This is a genomic window from Acinetobacter sp. GG2, from assembly GCF_000292385.1.
GTDB classification, from domain to species: domain Bacteria; phylum Pseudomonadota; class Gammaproteobacteria; order Pseudomonadales; family Moraxellaceae; genus Acinetobacter; species Acinetobacter seifertii.
This window is the reverse complement of record NZ_ALOW01000034.1, coordinates 128,543-142,847: the sequence shown is the minus strand read 5'-3', so window position 1 is coordinate 142,847 and position 14,305 is coordinate 128,543. Positions and strand designations below refer to the sequence as shown.

Genomic DNA, 14,305 nt, shown 5'->3' with positions numbered 1-14,305 from the left:
CTATTGCCTACTTTTATTTTTCTTTTTACATAAAAAACAGCATGTGAACATGCTGTTTTATTCCATTTGTGGGATGGATATAAAATCATCCACCTCAACAAAATAGCATTTTTACACTGTAACAAGCACAGTATGAATGTCTAAACTACGTAACAAAGTTTTAGTAACAGGCGTTTTACTACACACTGTTAATATTTTTTGCTGTAGTTCTTCGCTTGGTAACTGTTTAAAAACAATACGACGTTCAATATGTTCTTCATGCTCACGATTGGTATGAAAATCAATTTCAACCGAGAACTCACCAAAGTCATAATCTTTATGCTTTGCATACATTCTTAAAGTAATAAGTGTACAAGCTGCCAGACTCCCGGTAAGTAAATCATAAGGAGCTGGACCTTGGTCATGCCCTTCCAACTTCTCTGGTTCGTCACAAAAATATTGATGACGACCACTGGTGATTTCGCCCTTCCACTGCTCAGCAAGAGGCTTTGCTTTACTGCTTGCGATTACTGCTGTCATTTTGATGCTCTCATTTGATCTGGAAGAACTGGCGCTTCTAAACGCGCACCCACGTAGTCTGGAATTTCACCAAAACGCACATCATGATTAATCCACTGCTCCCGCGCTTCTTTTAAATCATCCATTGTACGTGCAACAAAGTTCCACCATAGTAAAATTGGAGTTTCAAACGGTTCACCACCTACTAACAGCACACGGTTCCCTTTCTTTACTTCAATTTCAATTTCACTTAAACCCGTATCTAATACAACCATGTTGTCGGCAGTGAGTTCATGGCCATTCACATGGGCAACCCCATCTAATGCCATAAAACCATATTCAAACTCAGGATTTAGTGGAATACGAGTTTTAGTATCTTCGGTAGCAATTAAATCAACACCTACTAACGGCGTATGCACTGCAACTGGGGAAGTAGTTGCCAAGTATTCACCCACAAGGACGGTAAACTCTAAACCATCCTTTTCAACAACAGGTAGTTCTGGGTAGTGTTCAAATTTAGGATCCATATTGCGCTTATGGTCAGGCAATGCGATCCAAAGCTGGGCAGCATGCATTTGAGTTTCTGTATCAGGGGCAACTTCTGTATGAGAGATACCATGACCTGCTGTCATCAGGTTTACTTGTTTAGGACGGATCAATTGCTTTGAACCTAAACTATCAGTATGCATCATGGTGCCTTCAATCATCCACGTGAAGGTTTGCAAACCAATGTGAGGATGAGGACCAACATCTAGACCATCACCAGCTGGAAAAGTTACTGGGCCTGCATGATCTAGGAAACACCACGCACCAATCATTCGCTTTTGACGGCTAGGTAAAGCCCGCTTAATGACTGTCCCCTGTCCAATTTCAGCAGAGCGAATTGGAAATTCCTGAATAAATTGATTGGCAAATTTCTCACAATCTTTTGAATCAGAAATATCGTAATCATTATTATTGCTCATGATATTACTCTCTTTTACCTATGCTTTTGCAATGAGTTGTTATACTGATCTTAACAATACACTCATTATTCAATATAGTCTTTTAGTAATACACAGGGTGTTATGAATGAGACAATCCTTTTTTTAGTTATAAAAATAAATAAAGCTGCATTCAGCAGCTTAAGATGATTGAGTTTTAACGAGCTGTTTTAGATTTTTCATAAATTGCCCGAACTGCGGAAAGAACTCTTGAAACAATGCATGATCTCGATTTTCCAACATGACTTCACTAAATAACTTTAGACCAACAGTAAAAGATTTTGTAGTTTGATCATCGAAAAATTCTACATTCTTTAGCTTTTCAACAATCTCAAAAATATCGTCATGATTACCAGTATAGAACTCAAGTCTTTCCGTATAGGTAGAAACTTCGCCTTTGGCATCTTTTAAATGTTGTACTGTAACGTGATATTGATGTTGTTTCATAGATACATTCTCTCTATTAAAAAATTAATGGTTTTGGATAATTTCAACCTGCTTCAAATCAACTTGAAATTGATTAAATACCGATTGCAAACTCGCTAGAAATTGTTCTTGTTTGGCTTCAGTCAGTTCTGCACAATGAATCTGTAGCAGTTGATTGTTGGCTAAGTCTGATAAGTTAAATTTGGCTTCACCTCGTTGGAATTGAGTATTTGAAATTAGGCCTGCTCCTACCAAATCACTGACCACCCGATAAACTGTTGCTAAACTCAACTTCTGTTTTTGGGTATATAGCTTTTGATAAATCTGTTTAACCGTTAGATCTTCTGCTTGCTGTTGAATTAAAGACAGAACAGTAAGTCTTGGATGAGTGACTTTTAGGCCCGCTTCTTTGATTTTTTGCTGTAGCTCTAACATGTTGTATCTCAACTTATAGACGCCCGATTGCAACCGCAGCCTGATCAATTTTTTCGGCAATTTGATAGATCTGCTCTTGCTTTATGTCAGTAGTATTCAATTTCAAACGTAAGGCTGTTTTCAAATTTTCCATGGCGCGGTGAATTTCAATTAATTGATCATTACTGTGAATTTCACGTCTTAAGCGTAATTTTTCTAACAGTGCACTTAACTTATCTTTTTGTTCAGTTAAATAAGCCTCACCAAACTCCGTAATTTGATATTGCTTGCGCTCTACATCTAGCAAACTAATCAAATTCATTTCTTCAAGACTGGTCAAAGTCGGATAGATTGTTCCCGCACTAGGCGTATAGCCATCACCGACCAAATCACTTATTTCTTTAATAATTTCATAACCATGCTTAGGACTTTGCTGAATAAGGTGAAGGACTAAAAGTTTCATTCGTCCAGCTTCAAAAAGTCTTCCACGACGCCCCGAACGGTGATGGCCGTGGTGATGTTCATTGTGCTCAGTATGATGATGTTCTGATTGTTGTTTCATCTTTGAAGATTCTCTAAAATGTTTAATTTATGCATATTAAGATATATCTTAATATATCTTTTATCAAGTATAAGTAATAATATATGATCTATTGTATTGATAGTTATCAAGATTAATTTTTAGCTTTAAAAGTTAAGCAATAAAAAAAGAGTGCTTAAGCATCTTACTAGCTAGTTTTCTGAGAAGAAGTTTAAGCTAACAAAGAAAATAATATTTAGAATGAATTTCTTATAAAATGTAATATGTTAATTTTTCTTTTTAATCATAAATAATATGCACTTGTGTTATTTAAGCGATTTAACATTAGCAGATGCCTCTAATTTAGTTAGACTTTATACAAATGATACGACTAGAAAGTATTTAGGTGGACCCTTGGAAGTATCTCTAGCTCAAACGCGAGCACATACTGATATTAATACTCCAAGTAAATTACCTATTTGGGCAATTCGATCTTCTACTGATCATAATTTTCTAGGAATTATATCTCTGGATACTCATCATGACGGCTCAGATATCGAAGTATCATATGAATTGCTGCCAGAATATATGGGATATGGATATGCAACTCAAGCACTTGAATTTGTTTTAAATTATTCATTTAATGAGTTAAATCTTAAGAAAGTAATAGCTGAGACTCAAACACAGAACAAAGCATCAATCAAATTACTAGAACGTGTTGGAATGGTTTTTGAGAAATCAGTAGAACGTTTTGGTTCAAATCAAAGTATTTTTTTTATTACTAATCACCAGTATATCGATAAACATAAATAATGCTTTTATCAATAGACATAAAAAAGGCAGGATTAAATCCTGCCTTTTCATTTGCTTATTCCCACTCAATCGTTGCTGGTGGTTTAGATGACACGTCGTATACCACACGTGATACATCTTTAATTTCATTCATAATACGCGTTGAGATTTTATCAACCAATTCATATGGTAAATGCGCAAAACGAGCTGTCATAAAGTCAACCGTTTCAACTGCACGAAGTGCGATTACCCATGCATAACGACGACCATCACCTACTACACCAACTGACTTAACTGGTTGGAATACAGCAAATGCTTGAGCAGTTTTGTCGTACCAACCGCTGTCGCGAAGCTCTTGCATAAAGATGTCATCAGCAAGACGAAGAATATCTGCATATTCTTTTTTAACTTCACCCAAAATACGAACACCTAAACCAGGGCCCGGGAATGGATGACGGTAAATCATGCTGTGTGGCAAGCCAAGTGTAGTACCTAACTTACGTACTTCGTCTTTGAACAAGTCACGTAAAGGTTCAACCAATTCAAACTCTAAATCGTCAGGTAAACCACCCACGTTGTGGTGAGATTTAATAACGTGTGCTTTACCTTGTTTGCTTGCAGCAGATTCGATTACGTCTGGGTAAATCGTACCTTGTGCCAAGAATTTCACGCCATCAAGTTTACGTGCTTCTTCAGCAAATACTTCGATGAATTCACGGCCAATGATCTTACGCTTTTTCTCTGGATCAACTTCACCAGCCAATGCAGTTAAGAAACGTTGTTCAGCATCTGCACGAATCACACGGATACCCATGTTTTCAGCAAACATTTGCATTACTTGGTCACCTTCGTTTAAACGAAGTAAGCCATTATCAACAAATACACATGTTAACTGGTCGCCAATTGCTTTGTGTAAAAGCGCAGCAACAACAGATGAGTCAACACCACCAGAAAGACCTAAAAGAACTTTTTCATCACCGATTTGCTGACGTAATTGTTCTACACGTAAATCGATAATGTGTTCAGGTGTCCAAAGGCCACCACATCCACAAATTTTATGAACGAAGTTTGCAAGTAACTCTTCACCTTTTGCCGTGTGCGTTACTTCTGGGTGGAACTGCACGCCATAGAAACGACGCGCTTCATCACTTACAGCAGCAACTGGACAGCTTGGTGTGCTTGCAGTAATCGTAAAACCTTCTGGAATCTGGCTCACTTTATCGCCGTGGCTCATCCAAACATGAAGTTGGTTTTCACGGTCTTGTAAGTTACCAATAAGTTGGTCACGTTTAACGATATCAACTTCGGCATAACCAAACTCATGTACAGTACCCGGCTCAACTTTACCGCCTAACTGTTCAGACATGGTTTGTAAACCATAGCAAATACCCAATACTGGAACGCCTAATTCAAACACCACCTGTGGTGCTCGTGGGCTGCCCTCTTCATGCACACTCTCAGGTCCACCTGACAAAATAATACCGTTTGGGTTAAAAGCACGAATGTCTTCTTCAGACATATCAAAGGCATACATTTCAGAGTAAACACCAGCTTCACGTACACGACGTGCAATGAGCTGACTATATTGAGAGCCGAAATCCAGAATCAGGATACGATCTTCAGTAATTTGAGTATTGGTAGTCATGACAAACCACTAAATGGCAAAAGAATTAAGCGCGCCATTTTAACATTTTTCACGCTTCGGCGCACCGCAAATCATCATATATCTTGTTTTTTTCATATCATAATCATTTTGATATTTAGATTGATCGATATAAATATAAATTTATTGATATTTATCAATGTACTGCATGCCGCTTAAAATCTTCATACACATTGATAAATTCATCACATTCTATGCAACATCCTCATGAATTTGATGTTAAGATGACCCGATAAAACAGGCATTACCATGGAAAGGTAAATACCATTAAGCGATATTTGTCTGTCCTTAAACAGTGATCCGTTTTTTATGGCTTGTTGCCCCATATCAAAATCAATAGAAATCTAAGGAACAACAATGCTTCAAACTATGATTGCAGATTTCCAGCAACATTTTTGGTTGTATGTCTCTATTCCTTTCATGAGTGGTTTAATTGGCTATGTCACTAAAGTGATTGCCATTCAAATGATGTTCTCACCACTTGAATTTAAAGGTATTAAACCGTTTTTTGGCTGGCAAGGTATTGTGCCTCGTAAAGCTGAAAAAATGGCAACCATTGCTGTTGAACTCATGACAGCCAAGCTGATTAAACCCGAAGAAATTTTTGCTCGTCTTGACCCAAAGCGTATTGCCAAAGAAATTGAAAAACCATTAATGGCAGCAGCAGAAGATATTACGCGTGAAGTTGCGCAAGAGTATCAACCCGGTTTATGGGAAGGCATGCCTGAGTTTGCCCGTCAAAGACTGATCCGCAGAGTTCAATCCAAAGCGCCTGAAATTGTCGAGCACATCATGAGTGAAGTGCAACGTGACGTAAATCGATATTTTGATATTAAGCATTTGGTGATTAGTAATTTGCTTAAAGATAAGCGTTTACTCAACAATATTTTTAAACGTGTAGGCAAACAAGAATTTAAATTTTTCAGTAACGTTGGCTTTGTATTCGGTTTTGGTATTGGTGTGATTCAGATGCTGTGCTGGATTATCACGCAAGGTAAATATCCTTGGATGTTGCCGATGTTTGGCGGATTTGTAGGATTTTTCAGTGACTGGATTGCGCTACAAATGATGTTTAGACCGCTCTATCCTAAAAAGATATTGGGCTATACATGGCAAGGTCTGTTTATTAAACGTCAGAATGAAGTAGCAGCTGACTATGCAGCCTTGATTTCCAAACAGCTTTTAACTTCACGTCATATGATGGAAGAGCTATTTTCCGGCACTCACTCTGCACGCGTGATTGATTTGGTGAACCGCCATGTTAAACAGGAAATTGATATGCAAGCAGGTGTCATTCGTCCACTTGTTGTATACGCAATTGGTGGAGAAAAATACCAGAATATGAAAACACAAGTTGCAGAACGTATTATGCAACAGCTGCCAGAGACCATGAAATATGTTGAGTCTTATGCAGAGGATGCGATGAATATTCGCAGTACTTTAATTGAACGTATGCAAAAATTAACACCCTCCGAATTTGAAGGTATGTTACGTCCTGCGTTTAAAGAAGATGAGTGGGCACTCATTGCAGTAGGTGCAGTACTTGGCTTTGTTGTTGGTGAGCTACAAATCCAGTTTATGCTCTAGCTTTAAAAACCCAGAGATGAAAAAAACCGGATGAATTGCTCATCCGGTTTTTATTTTGTCTTGAATATTATTTTTCAATTGCATGGTCTAGGCTAATACGTCCAGCACCGTGAAGCATTAGGAAGAATAATCCCCCTGCCATTGCAAAATTTTTCATAAAGTGGATGCTATTATTATATTGCGCTGCTGCATCAGCCCCACCTTGGTGGAACAAGAACGCAGTCAAAATACTAAAGATTCCAAGACCAAAAGCTGCAAAACGTGCTTGGAAACCAAATAACAAAGCTAAACCACCACCAAACTCAACCAGAATGACTAATGGTAGAATTCCACCAGGAACCCCCATAGCTTCCATATAACCTGCTGTTGCTGCGTAACCAGTGATTTTTCCCCAGCCAGCAACAAGGAAGATATACGCAATAAGTACGCGAGCAACCAGACTAATAAAACTGTCCGCGCCTGTTTGCGTTACGATATTTTTGACCACCACATTTGGATTAAACATACAGCCACCTTTATTTAAATGCTTATTTGTTGATGAACTCATTCTAGGTTTGGGACATTGATAATTAAATACTCAAAATCCATATATATCGTTGCACAAATAGGATGATTAATTTGTATCTTTTTGATGTTCTATACTGACTTTCTATGGGCTCACTGCTAGGATTTGAGCACGGTTTACCACTCAGCTATCTCATGGAACTTCTTGATTTTATTCTACACGTTGACCAGCATCTCGCCGAATTTATTACAAATTACGGAGTCTGGATTTATGGCATATTATTTTTAATTATTTTTGTCGAAACCGGTTTAGTGGTCATGCCGTTCTTACCGGGCGATAGTTTATTATTTGCAGCAGGGGCTTTAGCGGCATCTACAGGTAAGATGGATCCATGGTTGCTAGGTACTCTGCTCTTTATTGCTGCAGTTCTAGGTGACACAGTCAACTATCATATTGGACGTTTTATCGGTCCACGTGTGTTTGAAATGAACTCTAGATTTATTAATAAGCAGCACTTAACCAAAACTCAAGAATTCTTTGCCCGCCATGGTGGTAAAACGATTATTTTTGCTCGATTCATTCCATTTGCCCGCACATTTGCTCCTTTTGTGGCAGGTGCTGGTAGCATGAATTATAAGTTTTTCCTGACATATAACTTAATTGGAGCATTCTGTTGGGTAGCTTCTTTTGTAACCTTAGGTTATCTATTTGGAAATATGCCAATCGTTAAAGATAACTTTACCCACCTTATTTTCGGCATCATTATTATTAGTGTGCTACCAGGTATTATCGGGTTTATACGTGAGAAGTTAAAAAACCGTAAAGCCAACGTTTAAAGCTTCATTTAGAAGAAACGGAATACCACCGGAAGCATACATAAAATGAGTAACATGGCCGATCCTTTATATAAATGATCGGCTTTTATTTTTTGCATTGAACCTGTCAATAAAGCACGACCAAAAATCATCCAGAAACTCGCCGCAGGAATAAGCGTCAATGTAAAAGCCGCAAAGACCATAAGAAAATTTTCAGGCGAATTCCATGTTTCGGCAGGAAAAATACCAGCTGCAAACAGTAAGGACTTAGGATTTTTTAAAGTAGAGAAGAATAACTGACGTGGGCGAATATTACGATGGTTCTGACTAAACTGCTGTAAATGCGTAGTTTTCCATAAACGAAATGCCATCCAGAACACATATAACACACTGGTAATATGCAAAATGAGCAGTAGCGCAGGCCAAACTGGAGCTGCTAAATGAATAAAGACAGCCCAAAAGCTAATCCCATAGGCATAACCTAACCATTGCATTGGAATAAGCCAGAATGTTTTAGATAAACCTTGTGAGTGAGCGGCGGTTGCAAGTAGTGCGTTTGTCGGCCCAGGAATAAGCAAAACAGCCAACATTGCTAATACAAAAAACCAGCTTTCAATCATAAAGTTTCCACATTGGTAAAGATGGGGCCACCTTAAACGAAATAGACAAAATATAGCAAGTTAAGAGCATAACTTGACGAGAAAAAATACAAGTATCATTGTAACCATCTTAAACTAAGATACTGATTTATATTTATTTTATTATGAAACATTTTGCTAAACTTTAATCATCACAATATGCTTTGACTAGCATATTGTGATGCAAAGATGACTATTAATTCGCCTTTTTACGGACAATAATTGGACAATTCTTAAACTGAGCTGCCTGAACAATTGCTTCTTGTTGGCCTAAAACACGTGAAAGTTCGGTGTTCTTGGTTGAAGAAGATTGCCCCATATTAACAGAGATGGATGGACCGAATCCCCAACCACCTCGTCCCCAGCCACCACCAAGTCCAAGCCCAACACCCATACCTGTGCTTTTTGGAGTTTGTACGCCATTGTCGATATATTGTTGAATACGGTTATATTCACTTTGCAGTTGTTGGCAACTCAAAGATTGATACTGTGTCGGAGACACATAAGTCGGTTTTACCGTTGTAGCACAAGCGCCAAGAAGTAACGTGGCTGCCACCAAAGGCGCAATATATAAGCCTTTCATCATTTTTCTCTTATCGTTTTGGCTCAATCTCACCAAATAATGTCTCATAAGCCTGAGTCAATTTATGTTCTGGTGCCAAATGGGCCAAAGGTAAATTTTTCTGATGCGATTCTTTCATTAAAATTGAAGGCGGTAACATGCTATTGAGCACAGGTAACCCTTCATCTTTCAACTGCTGGACCACTTCCCGAGGTAATTTTGCTTGGGATTGGAACTGGTTCACCACAATTCCTTCAATTTCCAAGCGATCATTATGATCATCTTGCGTTTCGAGAACATTTTCAATCAATGTTTGTAACGCACGCTTTGAAAAGACATCACAGTCGAAAGGAATCAGGACTTTATCTGCTGCAATTAAGGCAGACAACGTGAAAAAGTTAAAAGCCGGTGGTGTATCGATATAAATACGGTCATAGCGCCCAATTAAGCTTTGAATAGAATCTCGCAATTTATAAATTTTATGCTTGCTTTCAAGTGCATGCTCAAGTGCACCAAGCGTAGGGCTTGCTGGAAGTACATCTAATTTATCAAAGGATGTCGAGTGCACAAAACTGTCGAGGTCTTTGTTCCGAGGGGCTTTTAAAATTGAGCCTAATGCATTACCAATTAGACCTTTTTGTTGATTATTCCCCAGCACATCTTCAAAGAAGTTTTCAATATTTGGTTCTAAAACGGCTTTATCAGCAGCGTATGTTGCTTCTTCGCCTAAAAGGTATTGGCTAGAGTTGGCTTGAGGATCCAGATCGATAACCAAGGTCCTAAAGCCATGTTTGGCACTAATCGCAGCCAAATTTACAGTAATACTTGATTTCCCTACACCGCCTTTTTGGTTAAATACCACACGAGTTAACATGTTTCCCTCTGCATATTTTTTATTGTATGCAGTTTAACCTAGAGCTTAAGCAAAAAGGCAAAGAATGTAGAACAATTAAGCAAAAACTGGTTTCACGATGACCAAAATAATAATGGCAATAAATGCGACTGCACTAATAGCTAAACCTGCACGGCGCTGTGCCAATAAAATAGTGTCATCCTTTTTAAAGGCTTTCATTAGTGATGATAACAGCACTAAAAATAAGATAATTTTCGCGTAAAACCATGGTTGAACCTGAAAATTCTTCATCACCAATAAAATTGCACCAGTAATAAAAACCACAGTAAATGACAAATGCTGCAAAGCAACTAATACTTTACGGCCTGCTGGATTAGGTTGTTGCCCCTGAACACCAATGAATAGTGTAGAAGCGCGTAAAACAAACACCATAAGTGCAGCCGCCACCGCAGTCATATGAATAATCTTAGTGATTAAATGTGCATCCATGAAAGTTAACCCTTAGCTTTTAGGTGCATGTGCACATTCTGGGCTCGCTGGCGCTTGACCTTGCCACTCACTTGGCAAATAAGCATGAATTGCTAAAGCATGGATTTGACCTGGATTCATTAAATCAGAAGCCAACGCATACACTTTTTGATGACGTTGAACCAAACGCAAGCCGTTAAACTCTTCACTTACCACAATCACTTTAAAATGTGATTCTTTACCTGGGAAATAACCACCGTGGCCAGCAGACTCGTTAATAACTTCCAAATGGCTAGGTGCAAGGGTTTTTAACCGTTCAATCAACTGTTGTTCAAGGCTCATAGCTTTTCCTTTTACGATTATTCATATATTTGAACCTAGTATACCCTGTCTACACACAAACAAAAGTTGCTCTTGTATGCTTTGACTTCGAATAAAATGTCTATTTATTCGGCAACTTATCAATAAAAATAGCTCTAAATGCTCATTTCTGTTTTTATTTTATGCAATCAGCATAATTATTTGCATAAAGTTGTTGACCCTTGTTTTGCTTAATGTATTATAAGCGGCACGCGGGAATAGCTCAGTTGGTAGAGCATAACCTTGCCAAGGTTGGGGTCGCGAGTTCGAGTCTCGTTTCCCGCTCCAAATTGGTTTTTTTTGAGAAAGTTTTAGTAAAAACTGCTCATATATGCGGGAATAGCTCAGTTGGTAGAGCATAACCTTGCCAAGGTTGGGGTCGCGAGTTCGAGTCTCGTTTCCCGCTCCAAATTTAAAAGGCCCTAGTCGAAAGACTGGGGCTTTTTTCTTTCTACCGATTCTTATTTTTGTACTCTATCGATTCACAGCATAACTTACTGAGAAGAACTCAATTCAATTCCAACGAAAGGCTTTCTACCTTCTACCAGATTCACTTTTTTAAATTGCAGTTCTTCATTTAATTTAGGTATATTCGCAGGGTGTCGGCTTCATTGGATGCATAGATATACACGGCAGTAATTGGAAACATTCCATATTAAAGCGTTCTATATTGTGGCTCTGTTGCAAACATATGGAAAATATAAAATTGCAATCATAAATATAGCTTTGAAAATGATATTGCTCTGTGTCTTGAGTATCCTTGATTGCATCAAGAAACTTTATATGTTCAGCCAAGATATGAAAGTTAAGCTTCTTTAAATGGCTACTCATTCCATGACCAGTACATTTAATATAGGATTCCTTTAAGGTCCATATTTGAAAAAACCGCTGATATACGCTGAATGGATCAGCACTTTCATTTTCCTGAATCCAGTCTATTTCACTCAGCGCTAACACACTGTCGACACGCCTCCATTCGAACTCTCGATTCACTCGTTCAACATCGACGCCTATTTCTCCTTCTCCAGTCAGAGCAAGGACAATAACGTCCGCTGAGTGACTAAGATTAAAATAAATAGTCTTACCGCCTTGTACAAAAGGTTTGCCGTTCGATTGTAATTGAATATTGACTTGATGGGGTGAGATACCCAGCTTATCTGCTAAAACAGACTTCGTTAAGACACGAGAAATCAAGAAAAGACGTGCTGCTTGAGGAAGATATTGATCATATCTCAACTTTTCTGCTGCATTGAGAAAGCTGAGATAATGACTCAATATCACATGATCTTGTGGTACCCGTGAAACAGGGCAAACAAAAACCTGTACTTGGGCTATATCAGACATCACTAAGCTGTGCTGTAGTGCTGATGTATTTAGTTAGAACAGGCGTGAGATAATCATAAACTGCTTCTACATGGGTCACATGCGGATTATGGCCTGCACCAGCAATGCTATGTACAGGAATATTAGGACTGATTGTGGTAACAAGTGGGTCCTTCTCTCCAACAATGATTTCAACTTTAGAGCTAAGCTCGTTTAACAAAGCTGTTTGAGATGCTCGCTGCTGAGGCAAACTAATACGGTGCATATACTCACTAATATGCTTGGCTACCGACACCCGGCGTAATGAATCCATCGCATAACCAACAGATGGATTTTTTTGTCCATCTGGATGTAGGTCTTTAGCAATCATATCTTTTGGCACAAAACGGAAAATCAGATTAGATATCGCTTGTATCTGAAACATTTTAGCAGCCTGTGCCTGAACAAAATAAGGCGATATGAGAATAAGACGCGCAACTTTATCTGGGTATTTCTTTGCAAGGTTCAATGCAAAGAGACATCCTAACGAGTGGGCAATCACAACACTATTTGGCGCTAAAAGCTTTGCAGCAGTATCGATAAACTGATGATTGTTATCTTCAATCACCTCATAACTACCCGAACGCCCAAGTCCGGGTAAGTCCATCATAGCGACCTGATCGTATGTAATTTTATTGATAATTGGAGACCAACATGCACTATCAAATGGAATACCGTGTAAAAATAATGCAGAAGATTTTTCCGAACCAACCGACTGTTTAGTATAAATTTCTGTCCAATATCGGTTTTGATAACTAAAAGAATTAGGTATTGAAACTTGCATACGACCAAAGCGTGTAAGCACCAGACGATCAATCCAACGAGAGAAATATGGAGTGATATTAATCAAGTCCGCGATGCCCATCTTCACTGCCATCGCCTCTGCCCCATCAACATGATAGTGCTCAGTAGAAATGAAAGAGAGTTGTTCTTTAGAACCGTCAAGTAATACTTCAGGTAGTTTTTCTAATAGACCTTTAGGTAGCTGTAAATGTGGTGAGCTAACCCCTAAATGCTCGGCAGCGAGGTGAACGAGGCGATGAAATTTCGGTGTCTTAGGATCAAGCAGCATATACTCCTGAGCAATCGTCTCAGGATAAGACATCGTTCGGATTAAAAAGCTCACGATATACTGCATATTACATAGTGGCAGGAATGTGTCACGGCCACCTGGCAATGCCAGTAGACGTCCCTGATAGAGCTTATCAATCATGTCCGCAATACCGATATATTGCATATCGCCATACTTATAGAAACCATCAATAACTGTAGCTGGATTTATTGCAGTCCATGGCACATTTAAACGCTTACAAGCCTCAATGAAAGCCTGATAACCCAAAATTTTTGAAGCTTCATAGCCACCATGTTTGCAATACAACTCATCAGCCGACTCTTGTGGCGGAGCAGCCACACGATATCCACCAATCCAGATAAATCGCTCAAGCTGCTTCAATGTTGCGGCCCATTCAATCAAGGCGAGTCCTGACTTAACATTTGTACGCTCAGCTTCAGCTTTGCTAATACCCCAATTAAATGATGCTGCAAGATGATAAATTACATGGATCTTTGCCTGAGCATCCGCTAGCAGAGAGTCCAGCTTAAAATCACGGCTCAAATCATATTCAACAAATGAAATAGATGGATCAGCAAGCCCTTCTGTTGCAATAAAACCTAGCAGCTTATCTTTCTTAGTTGCAGCATTACGTAGTGCAGCAATGACTTGGTGACCCTCACGCAAAAGATCAACGACTAGTCTGCTGCCAATAAAACCTGCTGCACCTGTTACTAATATGGTCTTCCGTGAAAAATTATCTTTTTTTGCGTTCTTTAAATTATCCATAAGTCACCTTATTAGGGCT

Annotated in this window: 17 protein-coding genes and 2 tRNA genes; 5 read left to right on the top strand and 14 right to left on the bottom strand. The window is 38.7% G+C overall.

Features of this window, described 5'->3' with window-relative positions; genetic code table 11:
* Positions 1–111: 111 nt before the first annotated feature.
* The 5 genes from B554_RS0110300 to B554_RS0110280 all read right to left on the bottom strand — a co-directional run bounded on the left by B554_RS0110300 (position 112) and on the right by B554_RS0110280 (position 2,883).
* Entirely contained in the window at positions 112–519 is a 408-nt protein-coding gene (locus tag B554_RS0110300; RefSeq protein ID WP_019457989.1) for an OsmC family protein, read from the bottom strand.
* Positions 516–1,463, bottom strand: a complete 948-nt coding sequence (locus tag B554_RS0110295) for a pirin family protein (protein ID WP_004705952.1) — start codon at positions 1,461–1,463, stop codon at positions 516–518. Before B554_RS0110295 ends, B554_RS0110300 begins: the two co-directional genes overlap by 4 nt.
* A 159-nt stretch (positions 1,464–1,622) precedes the next feature.
* A complete protein-coding gene (locus tag B554_RS0110290) occupies positions 1,623–1,928 on the bottom strand; it encodes a DUF3861 domain-containing protein (protein WP_019457988.1) in 306 nt (101 codons plus the stop codon).
* Positions 1,929–1,952: 24 nt separating this feature from the next.
* Positions 1,953–2,342: a Fur family transcriptional regulator gene (locus tag B554_RS0110285; protein WP_019457987.1), complete on the bottom strand. Its 390-nt coding sequence runs from the start codon at positions 2,340–2,342 to the stop codon at positions 1,953–1,955.
* 13 nt (positions 2,343–2,355) lie between these two features.
* The gene (locus tag B554_RS0110280; protein ID WP_019457986.1) at positions 2,356–2,883 is read right to left on the bottom strand and encodes a PadR family transcriptional regulator; all 528 of its coding nucleotides are present in this window, start codon (positions 2,881–2,883) and stop codon (positions 2,356–2,358) included.
* A 273-nt stretch (positions 2,884–3,156) separates the two neighbouring features.
* Between B554_RS0110280 and B554_RS0110275 the strand changes: the two genes are divergently transcribed.
* Positions 3,157–3,654, top strand: a complete 498-nt coding sequence (locus B554_RS0110275) for a GNAT family N-acetyltransferase (RefSeq protein WP_000549856.1) — start codon at positions 3,157–3,159, stop codon at positions 3,652–3,654.
* A 55-nt stretch (positions 3,655–3,709) separates the two neighbouring features.
* Here the strand turns inward: B554_RS0110275 and guaA are convergent, their stop codons facing one another.
* Positions 3,710–5,278, bottom strand: a complete 1,569-nt coding sequence (gene guaA / locus B554_RS0110270; protein ID WP_004705956.1) for a glutamine-hydrolyzing GMP synthase — start codon at positions 5,276–5,278, stop codon at positions 3,710–3,712.
* A gap of 387 nt (positions 5,279–5,665) precedes the next feature.
* Here guaA and B554_RS0110265 point away from each other — a divergent pair, with 387 nt between their 5' ends.
* Complete coding sequence (locus tag B554_RS0110265; RefSeq protein ID WP_171057791.1) at positions 5,666–6,883, top strand: DUF445 domain-containing protein; 1,218 nt, start codon at positions 5,666–5,668, stop codon at positions 6,881–6,883.
* A gap of 67 nt (positions 6,884–6,950) precedes the next feature.
* Here the strand turns inward: B554_RS0110265 and B554_RS0110260 are convergent, their stop codons facing one another.
* Positions 6,951–7,388 (bottom strand): DoxX family protein, encoded by a 438-nt coding sequence (locus B554_RS0110260; protein WP_004705959.1) that lies wholly within the window; start codon positions 7,386–7,388, stop codon positions 6,951–6,953.
* Positions 7,389–7,582: 194 nt separating this feature from the next.
* Between B554_RS0110260 and B554_RS0110255 the strand changes: the two genes are divergently transcribed.
* The gene (locus tag B554_RS0110255; protein ID WP_025465185.1) at positions 7,583–8,224 is read left to right on the top strand and encodes a DedA family protein; all 642 of its coding nucleotides are present in this window, start codon (positions 7,583–7,585) and stop codon (positions 8,222–8,224) included.
* A gap of 8 nt (positions 8,225–8,232) precedes the next feature.
* Here the strand turns inward: B554_RS0110255 and B554_RS0110250 are convergent, their stop codons facing one another.
* From B554_RS0110250 to B554_RS0110230, 5 genes are all read right to left on the bottom strand, one after another.
* Positions 8,233–8,823 (bottom strand): LysE family translocator, encoded by a 591-nt coding sequence (locus B554_RS0110250; protein ID WP_004883927.1) that lies wholly within the window; start codon positions 8,821–8,823, stop codon positions 8,233–8,235.
* 214 nt (positions 8,824–9,037) lie between these two features.
* The gene (locus B554_RS0110245; RefSeq protein ID WP_005071968.1) at positions 9,038–9,424 is read right to left on the bottom strand and encodes a hypothetical protein; all 387 of its coding nucleotides are present in this window, start codon (positions 9,422–9,424) and stop codon (positions 9,038–9,040) included.
* 10 nt (positions 9,425–9,434) lie between these two features.
* Positions 9,435–10,277: a ParA family protein gene (locus B554_RS0110240; RefSeq protein ID WP_019457983.1), complete on the bottom strand. Its 843-nt coding sequence runs from the start codon at positions 10,275–10,277 to the stop codon at positions 9,435–9,437.
* A 75-nt stretch (positions 10,278–10,352) separates the two neighbouring features.
* The gene (locus B554_RS0110235) at positions 10,353–10,745 is read right to left on the bottom strand and encodes a SirB2 family protein (protein WP_019457982.1); all 393 of its coding nucleotides are present in this window, start codon (positions 10,743–10,745) and stop codon (positions 10,353–10,355) included.
* Positions 10,746–10,757: 12 nt separating this feature from the next.
* Complete coding sequence (locus B554_RS0110230; RefSeq protein ID WP_019457981.1) at positions 10,758–11,066, bottom strand: BolA family protein; 309 nt, start codon at positions 11,064–11,066, stop codon at positions 10,758–10,760.
* A 230-nt stretch (positions 11,067–11,296) separates the two neighbouring features.
* Between B554_RS0110230 and B554_RS0110225 the strand changes: the two genes are divergently transcribed.
* Both B554_RS0110225 and B554_RS0110220 read left to right on the top strand, forming a co-directional pair.
* Positions 11,297–11,372: transfer RNA gene (locus B554_RS0110225), tRNA-Gly, on the top strand.
* 45 nt (positions 11,373–11,417) lie between these two features.
* Positions 11,418–11,493: transfer RNA gene (locus B554_RS0110220), tRNA-Gly, on the top strand.
* 173 nt (positions 11,494–11,666) lie between these two features.
* On the opposite strand, the gene B554_RS0110215 is transcribed toward B554_RS0110220, so the two are convergent.
* A complete protein-coding gene (locus B554_RS0110215) occupies positions 11,667–12,428 on the bottom strand; it encodes a 4'-phosphopantetheinyl transferase family protein (RefSeq protein WP_019457980.1) in 762 nt (253 codons plus the stop codon).
* Positions 12,421–14,286, bottom strand: a complete 1,866-nt coding sequence (locus B554_RS0110210; RefSeq protein ID WP_019457979.1) for an alpha/beta fold hydrolase — start codon at positions 14,284–14,286, stop codon at positions 12,421–12,423. Before B554_RS0110210 ends, B554_RS0110215 begins: the two co-directional genes overlap by 8 nt.
* Positions 14,287–14,305 lie beyond the last annotated feature (19 nt).

Excerpts from the sequence above, each read along its gene's own strand:
- B554_RS0110300 (WP_019457989.1), bottom strand. The coding sequence starts at position 519 with ATGACAGCAGTAATCGCAAGCAGTAAAGCAAAGCCTCTTGCTGAGCAG.
- B554_RS0110295 (WP_004705952.1), bottom strand. The coding sequence starts at position 1,463 with ATGAGCAATAATAATGATTACGATATTTCTGATTCAAAAGATTGTGAG.
- B554_RS0110290 (WP_019457988.1), bottom strand. The coding sequence starts at position 1,928 with ATGAAACAACATCAATATCACGTTACAGTACAACATTTAAAAGATGCC.
- B554_RS0110285 (WP_019457987.1), bottom strand. The coding sequence starts at position 2,342 with ATGTTAGAGCTACAGCAAAAAATCAAAGAAGCGGGCCTAAAAGTCACT.
- B554_RS0110280 (WP_019457986.1), bottom strand. The coding sequence starts at position 2,883 with ATGAAACAACAATCAGAACATCATCATACTGAGCACAATGAACATCAC.
- B554_RS0110275 (WP_000549856.1), top strand. The coding sequence starts at position 3,157 with ATGCACTTGTGTTATTTAAGCGATTTAACATTAGCAGATGCCTCTAAT.
- guaA (WP_004705956.1), bottom strand. The coding sequence starts at position 5,278 with ATGACTACCAATACTCAAATTACTGAAGATCGTATCCTGATTCTGGAT.
- B554_RS0110265 (WP_171057791.1), top strand. The coding sequence starts at position 5,666 with ATGATTGCAGATTTCCAGCAACATTTTTGGTTGTATGTCTCTATTCCT.
- B554_RS0110260 (WP_004705959.1), bottom strand. The coding sequence starts at position 7,388 with ATGTTTAATCCAAATGTGGTGGTCAAAAATATCGTAACGCAAACAGGC.
- B554_RS0110255 (WP_025465185.1), top strand. The coding sequence starts at position 7,583 with ATGGAACTTCTTGATTTTATTCTACACGTTGACCAGCATCTCGCCGAA.
- B554_RS0110250 (WP_004883927.1), bottom strand. The coding sequence starts at position 8,823 with ATGATTGAAAGCTGGTTTTTTGTATTAGCAATGTTGGCTGTTTTGCTT.
- B554_RS0110245 (WP_005071968.1), bottom strand. The coding sequence starts at position 9,424 with ATGAAAGGCTTATATATTGCGCCTTTGGTGGCAGCCACGTTACTTCTT.
- B554_RS0110240 (WP_019457983.1), bottom strand. The coding sequence starts at position 10,277 with ATGTTAACTCGTGTGGTATTTAACCAAAAAGGCGGTGTAGGGAAATCA.
- B554_RS0110235 (WP_019457982.1), bottom strand. The coding sequence starts at position 10,745 with ATGGATGCACATTTAATCACTAAGATTATTCATATGACTGCGGTGGCG.
- B554_RS0110230 (WP_019457981.1), bottom strand. The coding sequence starts at position 11,066 with ATGAGCCTTGAACAACAGTTGATTGAACGGTTAAAAACCCTTGCACCT.
- B554_RS0110215 (WP_019457980.1), bottom strand. The coding sequence starts at position 12,428 with ATGTCTGATATAGCCCAAGTACAGGTTTTTGTTTGCCCTGTTTCACGG.
- B554_RS0110210 (WP_019457979.1), bottom strand. The coding sequence starts at position 14,286 with ATGGATAATTTAAAGAACGCAAAAAAAGATAATTTTTCACGGAAGACC.